This window comes from Duganella sp. AC917 (assembly GCF_979258245.1).
The window spans coordinates 1,872,161-1,892,529 of the sequence record NZ_OZ409848.1 but is presented as its reverse complement, the minus strand read 5'-3'; the positions used below and the strand labels follow the sequence as shown (position 1 = coordinate 1,892,529).

The 20,369-nt window shown below is 62.6% G+C and carries 17 protein-coding genes and 1 pseudogene; 9 read left to right on the top strand and 9 right to left on the bottom strand.

The features are described 5' to 3' along the window. Positions 1–169: 169 nt before the first annotated feature. The 7 genes from ACZ0BA_RS08275 to ACZ0BA_RS08245 form a co-directional block, all read right to left on the bottom strand. Complete coding sequence (locus ACZ0BA_RS08275; RefSeq protein ID WP_463450810.1) at positions 170–1,432, bottom strand: glycoside hydrolase family 18 protein; 1,263 nt, start codon at positions 1,430–1,432, stop codon at positions 170–172. Positions 1,433–1,438: 6 nt separating this feature from the next. Then, positions 1,439–2,542, bottom strand: coding sequence for an acyltransferase family protein (locus ACZ0BA_RS08270; RefSeq protein WP_463450809.1), 1,104 nt, complete (start codon positions 2,540–2,542; stop codon positions 1,439–1,441). A 1-nt stretch (position 2,543) separates the two neighbouring features. Further along, positions 2,544–3,704: a DUF5009 domain-containing protein gene (locus tag ACZ0BA_RS08265; protein WP_463450808.1), complete on the bottom strand. Its 1,161-nt coding sequence runs from the start codon at positions 3,702–3,704 to the stop codon at positions 2,544–2,546. Positions 3,705–3,962: 258 nt separating this feature from the next. Then, the gene (locus ACZ0BA_RS08260; protein WP_463450807.1) at positions 3,963–4,673 is read right to left on the bottom strand and encodes a response regulator; all 711 of its coding nucleotides are present in this window, start codon (positions 4,671–4,673) and stop codon (positions 3,963–3,965) included. 447 nt (positions 4,674–5,120) lie between these two features. After that, positions 5,121–6,035 carry a DNA-binding protein gene (locus tag ACZ0BA_RS08255; RefSeq protein ID WP_463450806.1) on the bottom strand — a complete coding sequence of 305 codons (915 nt, stop codon included), beginning with the start codon at positions 6,033–6,035 and terminating at the stop codon, positions 5,121–5,123. Between the two features lie 72 nt (positions 6,036–6,107). Then, positions 6,108–7,133, bottom strand: coding sequence for a GGDEF domain-containing protein (locus ACZ0BA_RS08250; RefSeq protein WP_463450805.1), 1,026 nt, complete (start codon positions 7,131–7,133; stop codon positions 6,108–6,110). 175 nt (positions 7,134–7,308) lie between these two features. Next, positions 7,309–7,938 (bottom strand): FxDxF family PEP-CTERM protein, encoded by a 630-nt coding sequence (locus ACZ0BA_RS08245; RefSeq protein WP_463450804.1) that lies wholly within the window; start codon positions 7,936–7,938, stop codon positions 7,309–7,311. Between the two features lie 198 nt (positions 7,939–8,136). On the opposite strand from ACZ0BA_RS08245, the gene kefC reads away from it, so the two are divergent. After that, the gene (kefC, locus tag ACZ0BA_RS08240; RefSeq protein ID WP_463450803.1) at positions 8,137–9,960 is read left to right on the top strand and encodes a glutathione-regulated potassium-efflux system protein KefC; all 1,824 of its coding nucleotides are present in this window, start codon (positions 8,137–8,139) and stop codon (positions 9,958–9,960) included. Here the strand turns inward: kefC and ACZ0BA_RS08235 are convergent. Beyond that, the gene (locus ACZ0BA_RS08235; protein WP_463450802.1) at positions 9,928–12,192 is read right to left on the bottom strand and encodes a putative bifunctional diguanylate cyclase/phosphodiesterase; all 2,265 of its coding nucleotides are present in this window, start codon (positions 12,190–12,192) and stop codon (positions 9,928–9,930) included. The genes kefC and ACZ0BA_RS08235 overlap by 33 nt on opposite strands. 272 nt (positions 12,193–12,464) lie before the next feature. Continuing rightward, positions 12,465–12,899, bottom strand: coding sequence for a mercury resistance transcriptional regulator MerR (locus tag ACZ0BA_RS08230; protein WP_003131969.1), 435 nt, complete (start codon positions 12,897–12,899; stop codon positions 12,465–12,467). 71 nt (positions 12,900–12,970) lie between these two features. Here ACZ0BA_RS08230 and merT point away from each other — a divergent pair, with 71 nt between their 5' ends. The 8 genes and pseudogenes from merT to ACZ0BA_RS08190 all read left to right on the top strand — a co-directional run. Beyond that, positions 12,971–13,321, top strand: a complete 351-nt coding sequence (gene merT, locus ACZ0BA_RS08225) for a mercuric ion transporter MerT (RefSeq protein WP_003131974.1) — start codon at positions 12,971–12,973, stop codon at positions 13,319–13,321. Between the two features lie 12 nt (positions 13,322–13,333). Beyond that, entirely contained in the window at positions 13,334–13,609 is a 276-nt protein-coding gene (gene merP / locus ACZ0BA_RS08220; protein ID WP_003131987.1) for a mercury resistance system periplasmic binding protein MerP, read from the top strand. A 71-nt stretch (positions 13,610–13,680) separates the two neighbouring features. Next, positions 13,681–15,366 (top strand): mercury(II) reductase, encoded by a 1,686-nt coding sequence (gene merA, locus ACZ0BA_RS08215; RefSeq protein WP_003158917.1) that lies wholly within the window; start codon positions 13,681–13,683, stop codon positions 15,364–15,366. Positions 15,367–15,383: 17 nt separating this feature from the next. Further along, entirely contained in the window at positions 15,384–15,749 is a 366-nt protein-coding gene (gene merD / locus ACZ0BA_RS08210) for a mercury resistance co-regulator MerD (RefSeq protein ID WP_000995360.1), read from the top strand. Then, positions 15,746–15,982 carry a broad-spectrum mercury transporter MerE gene (merE, locus tag ACZ0BA_RS08205; protein ID WP_003132004.1) on the top strand — a complete coding sequence of 79 codons (237 nt, stop codon included), beginning with the start codon at positions 15,746–15,748 and terminating at the stop codon, positions 15,980–15,982. The genes merD and merE overlap by 4 nt, the downstream gene beginning before the upstream one ends. After that, complete coding sequence (locus tag ACZ0BA_RS08200) at positions 15,979–16,560, top strand: EAL domain-containing protein (protein ID WP_441301351.1); 582 nt, start codon at positions 15,979–15,981, stop codon at positions 16,558–16,560. The genes merE and ACZ0BA_RS08200 overlap by 4 nt, the downstream gene beginning before the upstream one ends. A 98-nt stretch (positions 16,561–16,658) precedes the next feature. Beyond that, positions 16,659–19,574: a Tn3-like element IS1071 family transposase gene (locus ACZ0BA_RS08195; protein WP_003049965.1), complete on the top strand. Its 2,916-nt coding sequence runs from the start codon at positions 16,659–16,661 to the stop codon at positions 19,572–19,574. A 131-nt stretch (positions 19,575–19,705) separates the two neighbouring features. After that, positions 19,706–20,311 (top strand): annotated as a pseudogene (locus ACZ0BA_RS08190) (FAD-dependent oxidoreductase); the annotation flags it as partial. Positions 20,312–20,369 lie beyond the last annotated feature (58 nt).

The window sequence follows — 20,369 nt, the reverse complement described above, 5'->3', positions numbered from 1 at the left end:
AATTAAATCTGCGGAGGCTGCGATTACACTTCTTTACGCACTGCTCGGCGCCGCGCCATCGATCGCCCGCGAAGCTAAAAAATCCATGCAAAACCTTACAATTCATTACAGAGATTCTGTGCCGCGCTTGCAACATGGAAGCCGAGAGCGCGACTTCGTAGCCCGCCGATTACTGACGCACGGACTGCATCGCGCGCGACAGCGAGAAGTCCGCGTCGTCCTGGTCCAACGACCAGGACATCAGGCCGCGCAATCCCTGCGCACGCACATAGTCGGCCTTTTCCCGGATCACGCGCGGGTCGTCGTAAGTCCAGAAAGTGCCTTTGTCGTAGGTCCAAAGCTGCTTGGTGAGCGGGTGATAGAAGGTGGTCAAACCGCGCGCCGCGATGGTCGAATACTGTTCCGCGCCCTCCTCGAAGCCCTGCGCGGGACCGGTCGCCGGTTGATACAGGCCGTTGTTGGCCGGACCAACGCCGCTCCAGCCGCGCGCGTAGAAAGGCACGCCGACGACGATCTTGGACGCCGGCACGCCGGCTGCGGTAAAGCGTTTCACGCCGGCTTCCACGCTGCGCGGGCTAACGTCGCCGCTGGCCGGATCGCTGAACAAATTGGACTGGAAGCCGGTCGGCCCCTGCTTGCTCCAGGCGCCGTGGAAGTCGTAGGTCATGAGGTTGATCCAGTCCAGCGAGCGGCTGTAGGCAGCCGGATCGGTGTGGCGCATCTTTTCGTCGGTGCTGTTGACGGCCGCGGTCAGCACATAATGCTTGCCGTTGGATTTGCCCAGCGCGTCGAGCTGGCGGCGGAACTCTTCCAGCAGCAGCGTGAAATTGGTCTTGTCGTTCGGACCCGGATGCTCCCAATCCAGATCGATGCCGTCGAATACGCCGGCCGCAGCGCCGGCGCCACCGTGCCCATCCAGCTTGGGCAGATTACCGCGCAGGTAAAGGTCGATGCACGACGATACCAGCGCGGTGCGCAGCGCTGGCGTAGCCGCTCCGGCCGGGAACTGGTGCGACCACTCGCCGCCGCCCAGCGCCACCAGCACCTTCAACTTTGGATGGCGTTTTTTGAGTTGCGCCAGCTGATTGAAGTTGCCCGCCAGCGGCTGGCCGGCCTTGTCGGCGCTGCCGTCGACCGATTCGTCGGCCGTAAAGCGGCGCGCGTAATCGAGCGTGGCGTTCATGCCGTTGGCGACATGGTCGATATCGCGGCCGCTGTCACAACGCACGCCGCCGTCGGGCATTTTGTAGACATTTTCAAAGGCGTACACCAGATAGGTGAAGCCCGCCGCGCTACTCGATTGCTCCAGTTGCTTGAGCCGGAAGCCCTTTCCCATGCTCCAGCTGGTGTAATAGGAGCCCACTTCGGCCGCGTAGGCGCCGCCTGCGAACAAGGCGGCCGCCATGGCCATGCAAGATAAACGTGTGCGCATGTGTCCTCAGAGTTTGATGTAGATTTTTCGGCGGTCCATCACATAAGCCACCAGCCAGCACGCCAGCATGAACGCCACCGCGAACATCAGCGATGCGTTGAGCGGCGATGCCCATGACGCGAACAGCGTTTCGTACAGCCAGCGGTATAGCGTGTCGCCGCCCACCTGCAGCCGCGCCAGCACAATGACCGCCACATCGGCCAGCACGTAGATGAACAGCGTGTTCTTGCCGAACACCTCGAAGAAGTAGGTGCCGGTGCGCGCGCCCGCCATATCGATCACGGCCACCAGTACGGCGAGGATGATCAAGTCCCAGCCCACTGTGCAGGCGACGAAGCTGCTGGTCCAAAGCTTCTTGTTAATCGGTAGCAGTACATCCCAGCCGTACGCCAGCACCAGACATACCGCCCCCGCCCCAGCCAGTGTCGCCACGGTAGCCAGGCCGGGGCCTTTGCGCTTCAGCCACACAGCCGCCGCGTAACCGGCCAGCACATTCACGATCGAAGGCAAGGTGCTGAGTATTCCTTCCGGGTCGAACGGTACGCCCTCGCCGCGATACATATGCGACTCGCCAAGCACCGCCAGGTCGACTTTCAGCGCGGCGTTGCCGGCCAGCGTGTAGTCGCCGAAGGACGCCAGCATCCACCAGTAGCCAATCAAGGCGGCCACGCTGAACGCCAGGGCGCCGCGCATGCCGCCGTAGCGCACGATCAGCGCGGCGAACAGGTAGCACAGGCCGATGCGCTGCAATACGCCCATGACGCGGGTGTTCTCGATTGGCGAAAGCGTGAACTCCGGCGTGAAGAACGGGAACCAGTACAGCAGATAGCCGACCAGGAAAATAAGTACGCCGCGTTTGACCACGCGTTTGAGGAAGTATGCCTCGTCATGGCCGCTGAACTTTTGCATGCTCAGGCTAACAGCGGCGCCGACCACGAACAGGAAAGACGGGAACACCAGATCGGTCAACGTAAAGCCGTGCCAGACCGCGTGTTCCAGCGGCCCATAGCTGGTCGGGCCACCGGGCGTATTCACAATGATCATCAGCGCCAGCGTCAGGCCGCGAAAGACATCCAGTGCAAGGTAGCGTGGGGAAGCGGAATTGGGCATCTCAGAGTTTCAGTTTAAAGTTATAAGTGTTCAGGACTGCCACCACCGCGACAACGACAGCGGAGAACAGCAGCGCGAAGGCGATGGCCACGGTGCCGTGCATCAGGGCCGGCCACCACCGCAGATGCAGATAGCCCATCAGCGTGACCAGTATCATCGGCAGCAGATAGGTCACCAGTGGATTGGCGGCGGCGGGCTGCACCAGCGCGGTCCAGCGGGTGATCCGACGCATCTCGATCAACCAATACAGCAGCACGAACAAAGCGCTGCAAAGCGCCGCGCAATACAACGCCCATGGCGGCGTCGCGCCGATTTTGGAGATTGGGTAGATGTGGTGCAGCAGCCAGGCCGCCGCCGCCAGCAGCGCCGCCAAGACGCCGCCGGCCAACAGGCGCCGCGATCCGGGCGCGCCACGCGCGCCGTCGAACAGCAGCAACACGCACATCGCGCCGCACAGCACGAGGGACGTGTGGGTCGCATGCATGGCGATGACGCCATTTCCGTTCACCGCGCCGCTGACCATGAACCATGCAACGCACGCCGCCGTCGCCAGTGCCAGCACGACCAGTCGTCCGCGCCCGGCCAGATAGACGATGCTGGCGACCAGGTACGCCCAGCCTATGCAACCGAGAATGCCCCACCACGATGTCTGCATCCATTCGTGTCCATCAGGGCCTGCGCGATAGACCAGCGCCAGCGCCACGATCACCGACGCGCCCAGCCAGCGCATTGGCCGGTTGCTGCGGGTTCCCCATACCAGCAGGGCCGCCGCGTAGAACAGCAAGGCCCATAGCTGGATCGAGATGCCCATTGCCGCTTCGTTATAGCCCTCCTCCGTGTTCACCATGAAGACGCCGATGACGATCAAGCCGAAGGCCCGCGTGACGATCTGCCATAAGGTTTGGCGCGTCCCGTTCTGCACCGCCAGCCGGTGATTCAGGCTCAAAGGAATGGAGGTGCCGACCACGAACAGAAACGCTGGAAACACCACATCGGCCAGGCTCATACCGTCGACCGATGCCGCCATGTGATGAATTCCATAGGGGATGCCGTTGGCGCCGGCCAGGCAGTTCACGAACAACATGACGAAGAAGGTCAAGCCGCGCAGCGCATCGATGGCGATGATGCGTTGGCGCGGTAGTACGGGGCGGACGACAGGCATGGGCGATGTTCTTTTTATCAGAATAAGCAGGACACTAGCATGGCTCCCGCACGCCCGCAACGCCGCCGGCGCGAAGCCGTAAGTGTTTGATTTAAATGGCTAATCAATCGAAACGCGAGGCTGGCGCTTACGCTTCCTTACACAAGCGGCCCGCACCCCGCAAGAAAGCGTGCATGGCCGTGATGCCGGCTCACAAATCATTACGAATTAATGGCGCTTGGCGGGAAAATGGTGGCGATCAAGCCACCGTCAGCATCGTTACGCCGGCGAAGCCGCGACATCGGCCGAGAACACATAGCCGGCGCCGCGCACAGTCTTGATCAGCGAGGGCTGCTTGCCGTCGTCATTGAGGCGCAGCCGCAGCTTGCTGATCTGGACGTCCAACGAGCGATCGAGCGGGCCGGCGTCGCGGCCACGGGTTTGTTCGCACAAGACGCTGCGGTCGAGGATATCGCCCGGGTGCTCGACGAAGTATTTCAGCAGTTGATAGTCCATGCCGGTCAGCGGCACCGGCGTGCCGGCGCTGTCGGTGACGACGCGCTCCAGCAGATCGAGCGTGAAGCCGACAAACCGGTAATAGCGCGGCGCGCTCTGGTTGTCGAAGCCGGCGCGTCGCAAGATGGCCTTGATTCGCGCCAGCAGCTCGCGCGGGCTGTAAGGTTTGGCGATGTAATCGTCCGCGCCCAGTTCCAGGCCGACGATGCGGTCGGCCTCGTCCGAGCTGGCGGTCAGCATGATGATCGGTACATCGCAGCGGCGCCGCACAAGCTTGCACAGCGCGAAGCCGTCGGTATCGGGCAGCATCACATCGAGGATGACCAGCGACAGCTGGTCGGCAAGGCGGGAAAACTTGGCCTGAAACGTTACGCCATCTTGCGCCAGCAATACCTCATATTGGTGTTTTTCCAGATAGGTCTTGAGAAGAGTGCCCGCCTTCAGGTCATCCTCGGCGATCAATATCTTTCGCATGCAGTTCCTGTCCGATGAATTCAAACCACTAGTCACTGGCAACTAGTATAAACATAAGGTAGCGGAAAGAAAAAGCCGGCGCCCGGCGGGGCGCCGGCAAAGGGAGAGCACATCACTTGGGGGAGCGATGCGATTCCTTGTTTGCGCACGTTGCGGCGCCGCGCAAACAAGGACGGTAGCGGCCATCTGGCCAATACCGTAAAACGATTCTAGCAGCCGAGACATTGCATCGCGTATGCTGGGTAAGTCGTTGATTTAAAACGAAACGTATCAAAATCCGGTTAGATTGGTATTACACTTCCTTACCTGCCGTACCGCGCCACGGGCGAAACGCGCTGTCGCCGCCTGCCGCCCCGCTACGCTATGCGGCAAAACCTTACAAAACTTAACAAAATTGTTCTGCTGTTGTTGTTGAGATACGCCACCGGCCGCCGCGCTGCCTTCCGGCTATTTGCTGTCTCTCTTCGAACCTGCGGACATTTTGTCGAGATAGGCTTGCAGTTGCTCGCCGATGTGGTCTTGCGCCTCCGCCTTGGCGTTGGCCTGAGCCAGCAGCAATTCCAATTCGCGCGCCCGTGCTCTGGCCGGTTCGATTTGTGCCACGGCGGCCTTCAGCTGCTCGCTCAGCACTTCGGCTTCAGCGATCTTGCTGACCAGCTGGCGCTCAAGATCGCCGCTGTGCCGGTGGGCGGTCTGAAGCTGCTCGATCTTCTGCTCCAGCTTGCGGCCATTGGTCAATTGCTCGTAGAGCGACTGCTTGGTATGCGACAACTCCAGCACCCGGCGTGCGCTCTCCTGGTTGAGTTTGGTGATCTCGTCCTGCTTGCCCCGCACGGTAAGTTGTTGCTGCCGCAGCTCTATCTTCGTCTGCTCGAGACGATCCTTCAAATCGGTCGCCTGCTGCGCGGCTGTATGGCGTGCGGCGGTCTCGGCCTGCAATGCCGCGCGCGTCTTGGCGTGGCCCGCCGTTTCGGCTTGGAGGCGCCCTTCCAGTTCACGGGAGGCCTCGCGGGCGGCAAGCAGGTCGTTTTCCAGTTTCTGGAGCGCCTGCGCATGAGCCAGTTCCCTGGCGCTGAATTCCTGTGTCGCTAGCTCAACCCGAACGTCGGCTTCTTCCGCAAGGCGCGCCGCAAGACGTGCGACCAGGTCGTGCAACGCTTCGCTGATTGGCGCTTTCTGGTCTCGGGCGCGCGCGCCGCCGTCCTCCTCGTCCAGCTCCTTCAGGTATTTATGGATCGTGGTCTTGGACCCGGTATTGCCAAGCGCGATACGCACCGCATCCACCGATGGATACTGGGATTGGGCGACCAGGCTGTCCCTTGCCTTCCTTACCTCAGACTTCTCAAGCCCCACTCTCGCCATTCTTTTCCCCGTTATCATATCGTACTGTATTACATACCACGTATTATGTACCACTTCTACTTGCTGCGCCACTCATTTGATGTCCGCCTCGTCGTCGTCCGCGACATATGGGATAACACGGCTGCGACCGGCGCTTTTTGCTTGGTATAACGCGCGATCCGCGCAAGCCATCAAGCGCTGCGAGCTCGGCGGTCGAACGTCTGCGGCGGCTGCCACGCCGGCCGAAAACGCATAGGTAAAGCCGGGCGCGACCGCGTCAACGGTTTCGCGGGCTAGTTGATCCACCACACGGCGTAATACAAACATTGCCTCTTCGATACCGGTTTCCGGCAACAGCACTGCGAACTCCTCGCCACCCAGCCGGCCGACGATGTCAGCCGCGCGCAGTCGCTGGCCAATAAAATCGGCGAAGTGGCGCAGCACGGCGTCACCGGCCGCATGACCGTAGCGATCGTTGACGTGCTTGAAGTGGTCAAGGTCAAGTATCGCCAGGCAGAGCGGATAGCCGTAACGGTCGGCCCGCGCCAGTTCGCTCTCGAATTGGGGAAAGAAATGGCGTCGGTTAGGGATGCCGGTCAGCTCGTCGGTCAGCGCCAGCCGACGCAGCTCTGCCTGCGCGCGTTTCAGTTCAAACTCGGTCTTTTTCAGACGGGTGATATCGGTGCACATCACCACCATTTCGCCGATCGCGCTCACCTGCTCGGTGATCAGCAGCCAGCGGCCGTCGATCAGGTCCACTTCGAAACTGCGAAAGCGGGCGCTGCGCTGGCGGGTATGCACATGGCACAACCACTCATCGATGCTTGCCGCTTCGATGAGCGGGCCGCAGCGCTGGGTGTAGGCCCAGATCATCATGTCGTCGTAGTGCTTGCCGACCATACTATCGCCGGGAAAGCCGAACATCCGGGCGTAGGCTTGGTTGTGGTAAAGGAAGATGTTGCCGGCGTCGAGCAAGGCAATGCCGTTATCGCTGTCGTCGGCGTTGCGCAGCAAGGTAGCTGGCAGGTTGCCGGCCGGCCGCCTGTCAACGATGGAGGCTGGGGCACCGGACTGCGCTGCACCGCCGGCCGGGCCCAAGCTGGACTTGCGTGATGTCATGCGGTGGTTTCCGTTCAGCGGGTTCTCGGCCGATCGCCGCAGGAACCTGGACATATTTCTGATCGAGAAATAGGTTCCCACGGCAATTACGGTACCACATCCGGGAATGCCACGGCACAAACATCCGCCAAATCCGCCGCGCGAAAATCAAACGTTTCTTACAAATGCGTGTGGATCAGTCCGCCGCGCGGGCGCTCCGGCGACGCGCCACCATGCCCAGCATGCCCAATCCGGCCAGCAGCATGCCGTAGGTCGCCGGCTCCGGCACCGCCGTGACGTTGATGTTGGCATCGGGCGCGAAGTCGGCCAGGCGGCCGAGCCCAGCGACGTTGGTATCGATCGACCACACGGTCCAGGTGTAATCCTTGAACGCAAGGCCGTTCGATGGCAGCAGCGATGCCGACACCGTGGTGAAGATCCGGTTGCCGACAATTTGCTCGGTGATCGGCGTCGCGCCGACACCAGCGGTGCCATTGGCGCGCAAGGTCACCGTGCGGTTGAACACCGCGCCCGGCAGCCCGACCGAGGTGAATGGCGCGACGGTCGTGCCGCCGGCGTCAAGGCCGAAAACATAGGCCGCGCCGTTGACGCCGGCGATTGCGCCCGCCGCCGTCGTACTGAACACGAACTCATTGGTGGCGGCGTTGAAGCTGACGTCGGCCGACAGCACGTCGAAAGCGGCGTCGCGGCTGCCGGTATAGCCCGCCAGGAAATCGCCTGCGACGTCGCTGACCGCGTAGGCCGGAGCGTGGGCGGCCAGGGCCAGGGCGGCAAGCGCCAATGTCTTGTGTAACAGCTTTTTCATATCGTCATCCTTATCGTTGTGGGAGGCGCCGGTTGGCTGCCTACCGTACATTCCAGCCGAGTTGGGAATAGTTCAAGAAACTTGGCATTTTTTTACGCCCTGCCCTCTCCATTTCGATGGTGGACGGCAAGGTCCACCGGATGAGATACTTGCACGCTGAACAATCAGCGACGGCATCAGCGCGCACGACGGAACAATATGGCACACGGATTTCTCTTACACATGGTGTTTTATCTGGTGGCGGCCGTCGTGCTGGTGCCGCTGGCCAAACGGGCCGGCATGGGCGCGGTGCTCGGCTATCTGGCCGCTGGCGCCCTCATCGGCCCGTGGGGGCTTTCGCTGATCGGCAATGTCGAAGACGTGCTCAGCGTCTCCGAGTTCGGCGTCGTGCTGATGCTGTTCCTGATCGGCCTGGAGCTGGAACCGAAGAAGCTGTGGTCGCTACGACGGCCGATCTTTGGCTGGGGCGGCGTGCAGGTGGTCCTCGTGGCCGCCGCGCTGACGGCGGCTGCCATCGCGTTCGGCGTCGACTGGAAGATTGCCCTCGTCGCCGGCCTCGGCATGTCGCTGTCGTCGACCGCCATCGTGCTGGCCACGCTGGGCGAACGCAAACTGATGCCCAGCCCGGCCGGCTCTGCCAGTTTTTCCATTTTATTGTTTCAGGATATCGCCGCGATCCCGATGATCGCGCTGGTGCCGCTGCTGGCCGGCGTGGCCGCCGAGCATGCGAGCGGCGGATGGATGCGCGCGGTCAAGCTGGTGGCCGTTCTGCTGACCTTGGTCGCCTTCGGCCGCTGCATGGTCAACCCGGTGATGCGCTTCCTGGCCCGTACCGGCCTGCGCGAACTGTTCACCGCCTTCGCGCTGCTGCTGGTGATCGGCATCTGCCTGCTGATGGAATCGGTCGGGTTGTCGCTGGCGCTGGGCACGTTCACGGCCGGCGTGCTGTTGGCCGATTCCGAATACCGCCATCAACTGGTTAGCGACCTGGAACCATTCAAGGGACTGCTGCTGGGCCTGTTCTTCATGGCGGTGGGCATGTCGGCCGACTTTGGCGTGCTGCTTGCCCATCCGCTGCTCGTGGTGGGATTGACCTGCGGCCTGCTGCTGCTCAAGGGCGGCCTGCTGTACGGCATGTCTTTCTGGTTCGATATTCCGCGCGGCCAGCGCCTGTTCTTCGCGCTGCTGATGTCACAGGGCGGCGAATTCGCGTTTGTCGTGTTCGGCACTGCGGTCGAGGCCAGGGTGCTGGCGCCGGAAACCTCGGCCATGCTGGTGATGGTGGTCACGCTGTCGATGGTGGCCACGCCGCTGTTGCTACTCCTTTACGACAAATTGGCCGCGCCGCGTCTGCGCACGGCAAAAAAGAAGCGCGAAGCGGACAAGATCACCGTCGAGCATCCGGTCATCATCGCCGGTTTCGGCCGCTTCGGCCAGATCATCGGCCGTCTGCTGGCGGCCAACCGCATCGGCGTCACGGTGCTCGACCACGACCCGGACCAGATCGAGCTGCTGCGCAAATTCGGCTATGAGGTGTTCTACGGCGACGCCACCCGCATCGACCTGCTCGAGGCGGCCGGCATCGGCAAGGCCACCACGCTGGTGATCGCGATCGACGCCGTCGACGACAGCCTGACGCTGGTCGACGCTGTGCGCGAGCGCTATCCATCGCTGACGATCCTCGCGCGGGCGCGCAACGTGACCCACTACTATGAACTGCTGGACCGGGGTGTGACGCTGATCGAACGCGAAACCTTCGAAGCGTCGCTGCAGCTGGGCACCAAGGTGCTGCAGCAGCTCGGCTTTGCCGCCGATTGCGCCGAGCACGCCGCGCGCACCTTCCGCACGCACAACCTCAAGATGCTGATGGAAGTCTATCCGCACCAGCAAGACCAGGACGAGGTGGTCTCGCTCACGCGCAAAGGCCGTCTGGAGCTGGAAGAAATGTTCGCCGGCGATGCCGCCGCCTTCCAAAACGCCGATACAACTCTACGCGGGCTGGACGGGCGCGGCGGCGAATGACAGCAGCGCGGCGGCACCGACCGGCCTCGAGATGTGGTATCCCTGTAAGTAGTGACAGCCCATGGCCTTCAGTGCGCTGGCCTGCCCGGCCGTTTCCACGCCTTCGGCCACCAGTTGCAAACCCAGGCTGTGGCCCATGGCGATGATGGTGGCCACCAGCGCGTTGCTGCGCGGGCTGTCGACCATGTCGGTGACGAAGCCGCGGTCGATCTTGAGCGTGTTGATCTGGAACTGGGTCAGGTAACTGAGCGAGGAGTAGCCCGTGCCGAAATCGTCCAGCGATAGGCTGACACCGAGTTCCCTGAGCCTGCCCAGCGCGACCCGCACCTGCGCGCCGTCGCCGATGAGCACGCGCTCGGTGAGCTCGAGTTCGAGCCGGGCCGGCGCCAGGCCGTTGTCCGCCAACGCCCGCTCCACCAGTGCGATGAACCCGGGATCGAGCAGCTGACGCGCGGAGACGTTGATGCTGACGATCAGCCCGGGCAGGCTGTCGCGCCAGGCCGCCAATTGACGACAGGCCGCGTCGAGCACCCAGGCGCCCAGTTCGATGATCAGGCCGCTGTCCTCGGCCACCGGGATGAACCGGTCCGGGCCGACCGTGCCCAGCGACGCGCTGTGCCAGCGCAGCAGCGCTTCGACCTTGTCCATGCTGCCGCTGGCGGCGTTGGTGATCGGCTGGTACGCAAGGCTGAGCTCGCCTGCGACGATGGCGCCGCGCAGCGCGCCGTCGATCACCAGCGCGTCGCGCGCGTACGCGCTCATGGCCGCATCGAAGAAGCGTAGCTCGCCCCTGCCCGTCTTTTTGACGTCGTGCATGGCGATGTCGGCGTTGCGGGTCAGCGTGTCGGCGTCGTCGCCGTCGGCGGGATAACAGGCCAGGCCGATGCTGGCCGAGACGGTGATCAATTGCGGCGACAGCTGGAAGCCGGCGTCCAGCGCGCGCAGGATCTGTTGCCCGCACGCCGCCGCCGCGCCGCCGACGTCGGCCTTGGGCAGGTCCGTCAACACACCGATGAACTCGTCGCCGCCGAAGCGCGCCAGCAAGTCGGCCTCGCTGGCGACGCCGCGCAGCAATTGCGCCATTTGCGTCAGCAATTGGTCGCCTGCCGCATGGCCGAAGCTGTCGTTGACCCGTTTGAACTTGTCGATGTCGATGAACAGCACCGCGCAGGCCTTGTCGTCCGCGCCCGCGCGCGCCAACGCGGCGGCCAAGCGCGGCGACAGGCCGTTTCGGTTCAGCAAGCCGGTGACGCTGTCGAAGTTGGCGGCGCGGTGCAACAGGTCGTCGTTCTTCTTGCGCTCGGTGATGTCCATCGCCAGCATCATGCAATGCAGCTGGCCGCGCTCATAGTGCGGCGAGGCGATCAACTCGAGCGGCAGTTCGCGCCCGTCGCCGCCGTCGAGCACCACCGTCTCGACGTACGGATAGCGCGCGGCCGCAGCGAAACGCTGGAAATGTTCGGCAACTTTCCGGCGCCCGATGGCCGGCACCCAATCGGCGATATGGCTACCGAGCAGCTGTTTGACGCCAGGCGCGCCAAGCAGGCGGGCGCTGCTTTCGTTGGCCGAGCGGATCAGGCCGTCGCGGTCGTACACCAGGAAACCCTTGCTCAAACTGTCGATGGCGCGCGTGTAGCGCTTCTGGATTTTCTCCTGCACGGCATGAATCAGGCACAACATCGAGCTTGCCTTGACCAGGAGCGACCAGATGAACCAGGCTTCGTAGGCCGGCGGCACCAGGCTCAGGCCGTTCGCAAGGTTGAGCACGCCGCGCGCGATCAATATCAGGCCCAGCAAACGGTAATGGTTGCGGTTGGCCGCAAGGCGCCAGCCGACCCAGAGGAAGGTCAGCGCATAGACGAACGCGGTGACGGTCTCGACCGATTGTCCCAGCAGCGTCCAGGCCGCGTAAAGAACGCAGCCGAGCAGCACGAATGACAGCACGGCGACCCGCACATGGCGGCGCTTGAGGTTACCGAGGAAAAATTCGGTGCCCACCCAGAATCCGGCCACGCTGACGGTAACGGTGGCGGCCGCGAGCGCGTGCCGAGGCCAGTCCGCTGGTCCCAGGTACCAGAACGCGGCGCCGGCGGTGAGCGCCAGTTGACCGACCGCCCAGGCGATCGCCTGCTTTTCGTCGCTGTGCCGCCACCACAGGAACACCAGCACCGCGCACAGGATCAGGTCCGTGCCGAGCGAGAACAGGATGAAGGTGTTGGGCGATACGTTCATGCAAGCAATATGCCTGAGCATGGACTTTTAAGCAATGCCGGGCGGGTCCGGGGCATCGCCGCGCTAAACAAAATTGCCGCAGAGCTACTCAAATTTTAGGCCGGTTTCATAGGAGGATCGCGCGCACTGAAAGTCAATTGAAAGCTTGGGGCATTTATAGTATTCGCACTACTTATGCAGCTTATGCATAAAGCCTATAACGCCGACAAGCAATCACGCCGGCGGAGTGACACTGAGGAGGGGTCGTCTCAGAAAACGGAAAATAAAGCACGCTAAGGCATAGCCGAACCTGCCAAGCTTGCTCCACCCTGTAGTGACGCGATCAGCGGGCAGGAAACGTTCCCCCTTCGCGCATGGCAGGCGCACACCAACTCAGACAGCACGGCCTCCATGCGCGCCAGGTCAGCCATTTTCTCGCGCACGTCCTTGAGCTTGTGCTCGGCCAGACTGCTGGCTTCCTCGCAATGGGTGCCATCCTCCAGCCGCAGCAGCTCGGCGATCTCATCCAGGCTGAAGCCCAGCCGCTGGGCTGATTTCACGAAGCGCACCCGCGTTACATCCGCCTCGCCATAGCGGCGGATGCTGCCATAGGGCTTGTCAGGCTCCAGCAACAAGCCCTTGCGCTGATAGAAACGGATGGTCTCCACATTGACCCCGGCCGCCTTGGCGAAAACGCCAATGGTCAGGTTCTCCAAATTGTTTTCCATATCGCTTGACTCCGTACATGAGTACGGAAGTAAGGTTACGCTATCCAATTTCAATTCGAAAGGACAAGCGCATGTCTGAACCAAAAACCGGGCGCGGCGCGCTCTTCACTGGAGGGCTTGCCGCCATCCTCGCCTCGGCTTGCTGCCTCGGGCCGTTGGTTCTGATCGCCTTGGGGTTCAGCGGCGCTTGGATCGGCAACTTGGCGGTGTTGGAACCCTATCGCCCCATCTTTATCGGCGTGGCGCTGGTGGCGTTGTTCTTCGCCTGGCGGCGCATCTACCGGCAGGCAGCGGCCTGCAAACCGGGTGAGGTCTGCGCGATTCCCCAAGTGCGAGCTACTTACAAGCTCATTTTCTGGATCGTGGCCGCGCTGGTTCTGGTCGCGCTCGGATTTCCCTACGTCATGCCATTTTTCTACTGATCGGAGTTCACCATGAAGAAACTGTTTGCCTCCCTCGCCCTCGCCGCCGTTGTTGCCCCCGTCTGGGCCGCCACCCAGACCGTCACGCTGTCCGTACCGGGCATGACCTGCTCCGCCTGCCCGATCACTGTCAAGAAGGCGATTTCCAAGGTCGAAGGCGTCAGCAAAGTTGACGTGACTTTCGAGACACGCCAAGCGGTCGTCACCTTCGACGATGCCAAGACCAGCGTGCAGAAGCTGACCAAGGCAACCGCAGACGCGGGCTATCCGTCCAGCGTCAAGCAGTGAGTCACTGAAAACGGCACCGCAGCACAACGGACGTCATTGTCTGGCGCCACAAACGATAAAGGATCTGTTGCATGACCCATCTAAAAATCACCGGCATGACTTGCGACTCGTGCGCGGCGCACGTCAAGGAAGCGCTGGAAAAAGTGCCAGGCGTGCAGTCGGCGCTGGTGTCCTATCCGAAGGGCACAGCGCAACTCGCCATCGTGCCGGGCACATCGCCGGACGCGCTGACTGCCGCCGTGGCCGGACTGGGCTACAAGGCAACGCTAGCCGATGCGCCACTGGCGGACAACCGCGTCGGACTGCTCGACAAGGTGCGGGGATGGATGGCCGCCGCCGAAAAGCACAGTGGCAACGAGCCCCCGGTGCAGGTAGCGGTCATTGGCAGCGGTGGAGCCGCGATGGCGGCGGCGCTGAAAGCCGTCGAGCAAGGCGCGCAGGTCACGCTGATCGAGCGCGGCACCATCGGCGGCACCTGCGTCAATGTCGGCTGTGTGCCGTCCAAGATCATGATCCGCGCCGCCCACATCGCCCATCTGCGCCGGGAAAGCCCGTTCGATGGCGGTATTGCGGCAACTGTGCCTACGATTGACCGCAGTAAGCTGCTGGCCCAGCAGCAGGCCCGCGTCGACGAACTGCGGCACGCCAAGTACGAAGGCATCCTGGGCGGTAATCCGGCCATCACCGTTGTGCACGGTGAGGCGCGCTTCAAGGACGACCAGAGCCTTACCGTCCGTTTGAACGAGGGTGGCGAGCGCGTCGTGATGTTCGACCGCTGCCTGGTCGCCACGGGTGCCAGCCCGGCGGTCCCGCCGATTCCGGGCTTGAAAGAGTCACCCTACTGGACTTCCACCGAGGCCCTGGCGAGCGACACCATTCCCGAACGCCTTGCCGTAATCGGCTCGTCGGTGGTGGCGCTGGAGCTGGCGCAAGCCTTTGCCCGGCTGGGCAGCAAGGTCACGGTCCTGGCGCGCAATACCTTGTTCTTCCGTGAAGACCCGGCCATCGGCGAGGCGGTGACAGCCGCTTTCCGTGCCGAGGGCATCGAGGTGCTGGAGCACACGCAAGCCAGCCAGGTCGCCCATATGGACGGTGAATTCGTGCTGACCACCACGCACGGTGAATTGCGCGCCGACAAACTGCTGGTTGCCACCGGTCGGACACCGAACACGCGCAGCCTCGCGCTGGACGCAGCGGGGGTCACTGTCAATGCGCAAGGTGCCATCGCCATCGACCAAGGCATGCGCACGAGCAACCCGAACATCTACGCGGCCGGCGACTGCACCGACCAGCCGCAGTTCGTCTATGTGGCGGCAGCGGCCGGCACCCGTGCCGCGATCAACATGACCGGCGGCGATGCGGCGCTCGACCTGACCGCAATGCCGGCCGTGGTGTTCACCGATCCGCAAGTGGCGACCGTGGGCTACAGCGAGGCGGAAGCCCACCACGACGGGATCGAGACCGACAGCCGCACCTTGACCTTGGACAACGTGCCGCGTGCGCTCGCCAACTTCGACACACGCGGCTTCATCAAGTTGGTTATCGAGGAAGGCAGCCATCGGCTGATCGGCGTACAGGCGGTCGCGCCGGAAGCGGGTGAACTGATCCAGACGGCGGCTCTGGCCATTCGCAACCGCATGACGGTGCAGGAACTGGCCGACCAGTTGTTCCCCTACCTGACGATGGTCGAGGGGTTGAAGCTCGCGGCGCAGACCTTCAACAAGGATGTGAAGCAGCTTTCCTGCTGCGCCGGGTGAGAAAAAGGAGGTGTTCAATGAACGCCTACACGGTGTCCCGGCTGGCTCTTGATGCCGGGGTGAGCGTGCATATCGTGCGCGACTACCTGCTGCGCGGATTGCTGCGCCCGGTGGCGTGCACACCAGGCGGCTACGGCTTGTTCGATGACGCCGCCTTGCAACGGCTGTGCTTCGTGCGGGCGGCCTTCGAGGCGGGCATCGGCCTCGACGCGCTGGCGCGGCTGTGCCGGGCGCTGGATGCGGCGGACGGCGACGAAGCGGCCGCGCAGCTTGCCCTGCTGCGTCAGTTCGTCGAGCGTCGGCGCGAAGCGTTGGCCGATCTGGAAGTGCAGTTGGCCACCCTGCCGACCGAGCCGGCACAGCACGCGGAGAGTCTGCCATGAACAACCCCGAGCGCTTGCCGTCCGAGACGCACAAACCGATCACCGGCTACCTGTGGGGCGGACTGGCTGTGCTGACTTGCCCCTGCCACCTGCCCATCCTCGCTGTCGTGCTGGCCGGCACAACCGCCGGTGCTTTCCTCGGCGAGCATTGGGTCATCGCGGCGCTCGGTTTGACCGGCCTGTTCCTTCTGTCCCTGTCGCGGGCGTTGCGGGCATTCAGGGAAAGAGAATGAGCGCTTTCCGGCCGGATGGATGGACGACGCCGGAACTGGCCCAAGCGGTCGAGCGCGGGCAGCTTGAACTGCACTACCAGCCCGTCGTCGATCTGCGCAGTGGTGGGATTGTCGGCGCGGAAGCCCTGTTGCGCTGGCGTCATCCGACGCTCGGGCTGCTGCCGCCCGGCCAGTTCCTGCCTGTGGTCGAATCGTCCGGCCTGATGCCGGAAATCGGTGCCTGGGTGCTGGGCGCAGCCTGCCGCCAGATGCGCGAGTGGCGGAAGCTGGCGTGGCAACCGTTCCGGCTGGCCGTCAATGTTTCGGCGAGCCAAGTGAGACCGGGTTTCGACGGGTGGGTAAAGGACATGCTGGCTGATGCCGAGTTGCCCGCCGAGTCTCTTGAAATCGAGCTGACCGAATCGGTCGCATTCGGTAATCCGGCGATCTTCCCCGCCCTGGAAGCCTTGCGACAGATCGGTGTGCGCTTCGCCGCCGATGACTTCGGCACCGGCTATTCCTGCCTGCAACACCTGAAGTGCTGCCCGATTAGGGGTCTCCTCGTTTTCAGTGCAATAAGTGACGGTACGCAAAGCTAGCACTGGCGCGGGGGTGGTCTGGGTAGACCGTTGATTTCATTGACTTTCCTGTTCGCTTTGTAAACGGGTATGGTGGCCTCCCACTTTTGAGGTTCACGATGCAGGGTTGGCACACAACGTTTTTGGGGATGCGTGGGCTCCCCCGCGATATCAGCGACTTCGAGATGAAGGCATTTTTCACCTTCGATGGTGCCGAGCGCGACGCAATCAATGCACGCCGAGGTGATTCCCACAAGCTTGGTCTGGCGCTCCATATTGGTTTCCTGCGCATGAGTGGGCGTTTGCTCGGTGCCTTTCGGGTAATTCCAGTAGCCTTGTGGCGCCACCTTGGCAACGAGCTTGGCATTGCAGCACCAGAAGTCGCCTCGCTGAGAGCCATGTATGAACGCGGGCGCACGCTATTCGATCACCAACAAGTAGCCTGCACGGTCCTTGGATTCCAGTGGATGAGCGAGCACCAGCGCCGCTCACTGGTACGTGAACTGCGCGACGAAGTGGCGCGCTGCGCCGACCGCGATCAGCTACTCGTGCGGGCGCGTCAATGGCTGTACAAGAACAAGCTGGTGATCGTGCACGAGCGGGCAATTCGGACACTGATTGCGGCGGCACTTGCCCAGCTTGAAGTTGAAACAGGCACCGCCATCGCCGCCAGCGTTGATCCAGCAACACTTGATCGCTGGCGAGCCTCAGTTTCAGAGCTGCGCCCAGATGGACAAACCCAGCAGAGTTGGCTATGGGCTGCACCGGCGAAACACTCAACCCGCCAAATCAGCGAGGTACTGGAGCGCATCGACCTGCTTTACACGCTGGACGTTCATAAGCACCTGGCAGACATCCCCGATCTCATCTTGCGCCGCTACGCGCGCCGACTTGTCTCCAGGCCGCCCTCAGCCGGAGCCAAGATCAAAGAGCCAGCGCGCACCGTGGAGGTCGCATGCTTTCTTCGGTATTGCCTGTTCACCACCACAGACCAGTTGATCCTTATGGTGCAGCGCCGGATCGCCGATCTGTGGCGTCAGGCTGCCGCCGATGTCCCCGCTACCGTCAATTGGGCCGCAATGTACAAAACGCTGCTCGGCGAACTTGTTGCCTTGAGCGCGCAAGGTGCGGTGCCAGATGCTGAGTTGCGTGCCCGTCTTGAAGCCTTGATCACCGAAACCCAGAAACGCAAACCACCGAGCAGGGCCTCCCTGGTCCGCGAGGGATTGATTGATGGAATTCGCCCCGTGCGGTCGTTGCTCGTCGCCATTGCAAAGCTGCCCTGGCAGGCCACCGGCGAGCATCCTGCCATCGAGTACCTTGCCAAGCTGCAAGCTTTATATCTCAAAGGATCCAGAAAGCTGCCAGTTGAAGTGGTGGCACCAAGTCTGGGAATGATCTGGCAGGTTTCGATCTCCAGCCCAGACCGGGAACGGGCGTTTCAGGCGTTGGAGGTGGCCACCCTGTTTGCCCTGCGCCGCGCGGTGCGCAATGGCTCGGTCTGGATTGAGCACAGCCTGAGCTTTCGGGGTCGTGCGCGCTTGTTCTTCACGGACGAGCGTTGGCAGGCAGAGTCCAAGAAACACTATGCCCGTCTATCGTTACCCAGCAAGGCTGCCACTTTCTTGAAGCCTTTGCTGGCCAGAGTAACTGCCGGTGTCGATGCGGTGGCCGCTGCAGCCCGCAGTGGCGTACTGCGCGTGGATGATGAACTCCATTTGTCGCCATTGCCCGCAGAGGACGAAGACCCAGAAGTGACCAAGCTGCGCGCGGCTTTGGATCACCGCATCGGTGAGGTTCAATTGCCGGAAGTGATTCTGGCCGTTGACGCCCAGGTGCGCTTTAGCTGGATCATGCTCGGACGTGAGCCGCGCTCTACCGACGAGCTGCTGATGGTCTATGCCGGCATCATGGCCCACGGCACCAGTCTGACTGCGGTCGAATGCGCGCGCATGATTCCGCAATTGTCTGCCACCAGCATTCGCCAGGCCATGCGCTGGGCGCGGGACGAACGGCGTCTGAGCCAGGCCTGCCAGGCTGTGCTGGAATTCATGCAGCGACACCCGATTGCCGCCACCTGGGGGCGGTCCGATTTGGCATCTTCTGACATGATGAGCATGGAGACCACCAAACGGGTGTGGCAAGCCCGGCTTGATCCTCGGCGCAACACACCTTCCATTGGAATCTACTCCCATGTAAAAGACCGGTGGGGCATCTTCCATGCGCAGCCCTTTGTGCTCAATGAGCGCCAGGCGGGCGTGGCCATTGAAGGTGTCATCCGCCAAGAAAAGCTGGAGACCAGCCAGCTTGCTGTGGATACCCATGGCTACACCGACTTTGCCATGTCACATGCCCGTTTGCTTGGTTTTGATCTTTGCCCGCGGTTGAAGGAACTCAAACAGCGCCACCTCTTTGTGCCACGCGGCACCAAAGTGCCCGCAGAAATCGCTGCGGTGTGCGAAGCCAATGTCGACGTCGCTTTGATCGAAAAGCATTGGGATAGTCTGGTGCACCTGGCAGCCTCGGTCATGAGCGGACATGCCAGTGCGGTGGCAGCTCTTGCGCGGTTCGGTTCTGCCGCCCAGGGCGATCCAATCTATGAGGCTGGCGTGCAATTGGGGCGGTTGCTGCGTACGGCGTTTTTGGCTGACTACTTTGTCAAGGACGCTTTCAGGAACGAGTTGCGCCGGGTGCTCAATCGGGGCGAGGCTGTTAACGCCCTCAAGCGCGCCATTTATACCGGCCGGATCAGCCCGGCGCAGGCCAAACGTGTCGATGAAATGCAGGCTGTGGCCGATGCGTTGAGCCTGATGGCCAACATCGTGATGGCGTGGAATACCTCACAGATGCAGGCGGTCCTGGATCGCTGGTCGAACCGCCGCCAGGTCATTCCACCGGAACTGATCGGGAAGATTGCGCCCACCAGGCTGGAGAGCATCAACTTGCGGGGTGTGTTTCGCTTCCCGGTTGACCGCTATGCTGACCAAATCCTGCCTTCGCGGCCAAATGCATCGATAACTGGCACCAATGGATGAAACCGACCACGGTTTGACGCCACGAATCGCAGATTTGAAAGTGAACAGGAAAGTCAATGAAATCAACGATCTACCAACACCACCTCCGCGCCAGTGCTAGCTTTTCGTACCGTCACTTATTGCACTGAAAACGAGGAGACCCCAACGTGGACATCCAGATGCGCACCAATGTGCCGCACATCTTCGCCATCGGCGACATCGTGGGCCAGCCCATGCTGGCGCACAAGGCGGTGCACGAGGCGCATGTGGCGGCGGAAGTGATCGCCGGCGAATTGCAGGGCAACAAGGAACTGGCCAGCGCCGCCTTCAACGCCCGCGTGATCCCCAGCGTGGCCTACACCGACCCCGAAGTGGCCTGGGTGGGCCTGACCGAAGACCAGGCCAAGCAGCAGGGCATCAAGGTCAAGAAGGGCCTGTTCCCCTGGGCGGCCTCGGGCCGCGCCATTGCCAACGGCCGCGACGAAGGCGTCACCAAGCTGCTGTTCGACGACAGCCCCGAAGCAGGATCAGGAGACGGCCATGCTGGCCGGGGCCACGGCAAGATCCTGGGCGGCGGCATGGTCGGCACGCATGCGGGCGACATGATCGGCGAGATCGCCCTGGCCATCGAGATGGGTGCGGACGCTGTCGACATCGGCAAGACCATCCACCCGCATCCGACGCTGGGCGAGAGCATCGGCATGGCGGCGGAAGTGGCGCATGGCAGCTGCACGGATGTGCCGCCTGCGCGCAAGTAAGTCCGCAGCCAAGCTACCCTGACAAGGCCCGAACTGGCGACGGTTCGGGCCTTGTGCT